This window comes from Novipirellula sp., from assembly GCF_041583735.1.
Classification (GTDB): Bacteria; Planctomycetota; Planctomycetia; order Pirellulales; family Pirellulaceae; genus Novipirellula.
Genome location: NZ_JBFHFD010001031.1, coordinates 1 through 1,521 on the forward strand (window position 1 = coordinate 1; position 1,521 = coordinate 1,521).

Sequence of the window (1,521 nt, forward strand, 5' to 3'; positions counted from 1 at the left end):
CCCAGGTCCAACGATTCAAATTCCTGCCGTACCCAATCGATAACCATCCGTGCAACCTCCGTGCGATGAAAATCTAATTCGCAGAATCATTCGCACACGCACGAGAAAGGGCAAGAAAAAGTTTTGGGGTATAAAAAGGCTAGAAGCCTACCCCACATTTAGCGGCGATCCCCTAACAGTATGAACAGGTAATACGCCAACGTCATGATCGATTGCAGCGTTGCGGCCACGTACGTCAATGCGGCTGCATTGAGAACCTTGGCAACATAATGCTCTTCGTTGCCCGCGATGATCCCTTGAGCGACCAGTTGCTCGCGCGCTCGTGAGCTGGCGTTAAATTCCACGGGCAAGTTGATCACCTGGAAAAAAACGACCGCCGCGAACAAAATCACGCCAATCCAAGCCAAGGCGGGGATCCCGAACCAAATCCCCCCCAACAACATCCAAATCCCAGCACCCGAACCAAAGTTCGCTGCGGGGACGGCGGTGTTGCGAATCATGAGCGGTGCGTAATTTTGAGCGTCCTGGAACGCGTGCCCCGCCTCGTGACAGGCAACGCCGACCGCTGACATGTTGTGTCCGTTGTAGACGTCACCGCTCAACCTCAGCACCTTTGCACGCGGGTCGTAGTGATCGCTCAACGTTCCGCGGACCTGTTCGATGCCTACCGAATTTAGCCCCGCACTATCGAGCATCCGGCGCGCTGCTTGGGCACCCGACATTCGAGTCGATATCTTGCTCATTTGCGCAAATGCCGACTTCACCTTCCACTGGGCATATAGCCCCAACAGGAAGGGTGGCAACACAAACAAAAAGTAAAGCATCATTGGCTCTGTACCACCTCATTGAGTAAACACACACTTTGACGCCAAAACGACAGCGCAAAGCGATACCACGACCTATAAGCAACTTATGGACCATTCGCAGCAAGCGGAGTGATTCTTGGCAGCAGGACGGCAAATTTGCATCGTTTGGATCCCGATAAAACGATTCGGGCCATGCTCGTCAGAACGTAGCCCCAGCCATTACAATCCGAGGCACGATGACCGGGTGGTTGCCAATTTCTGCGGCATCGTGAACCTGAATTGGCTGTGAACTTCGTTACTCGCGGCTGATCGACCGCATTGCATTGAAAGTTTTCGTGAACGTTTTAAGCCAATTCGTAAATACAACGACGGACCTACCGCTGTCGCGACTCTCGGCTGTCTCCCTTCCTGAGGGGGGCGGCTTGCTCGCGAAAGCCGAAGCATTGCTAGCAAACGCGCAGTGGCTCTCCAATCGGACCTACATTCTGCTCGCCGTGATCATCACGACGCTGGGAATCGCCACAATCGTCGGCGAAGTGCTCTCGCGTCGTGAACCGATGGGAATTGAATCGGCGCTGATTGCGCGATTCAAGCACAAAGTCCGCGTCTGGTGGATGATGCTGGCGATCTTTGTATTCGGTTTTGTGCTGCACCGGGTCGGAGTCGTCGTGCTGTTTGGCTTCGTTTCGTTCTGGGCGCTGCGTGAATTCATCAC

General features: G+C 54.1%; 1 protein-coding gene and 1 pseudogene. One reads left to right on the forward strand and one right to left on the reverse strand.

The features are described 5' to 3' along the window. Window positions 1-158: 158 nt before the first annotated feature. The gene (locus ABX962_RS35775; protein ID WP_372726417.1) at window positions 159-827 is read right to left on the reverse strand and encodes a zinc metallopeptidase; all 669 of its coding nucleotides are present in this window, start codon (window positions 825-827) and stop codon (window positions 159-161) included. 314 nt (window positions 828-1,141) lie between these two features. On the opposite strand from ABX962_RS35775, the pseudogene ABX962_RS35780 reads away from it, so the two are divergent. Beyond that, window positions 1,142-1,521, forward strand: a pseudogene (locus tag ABX962_RS35780) (hypothetical protein); the annotation flags it as partial.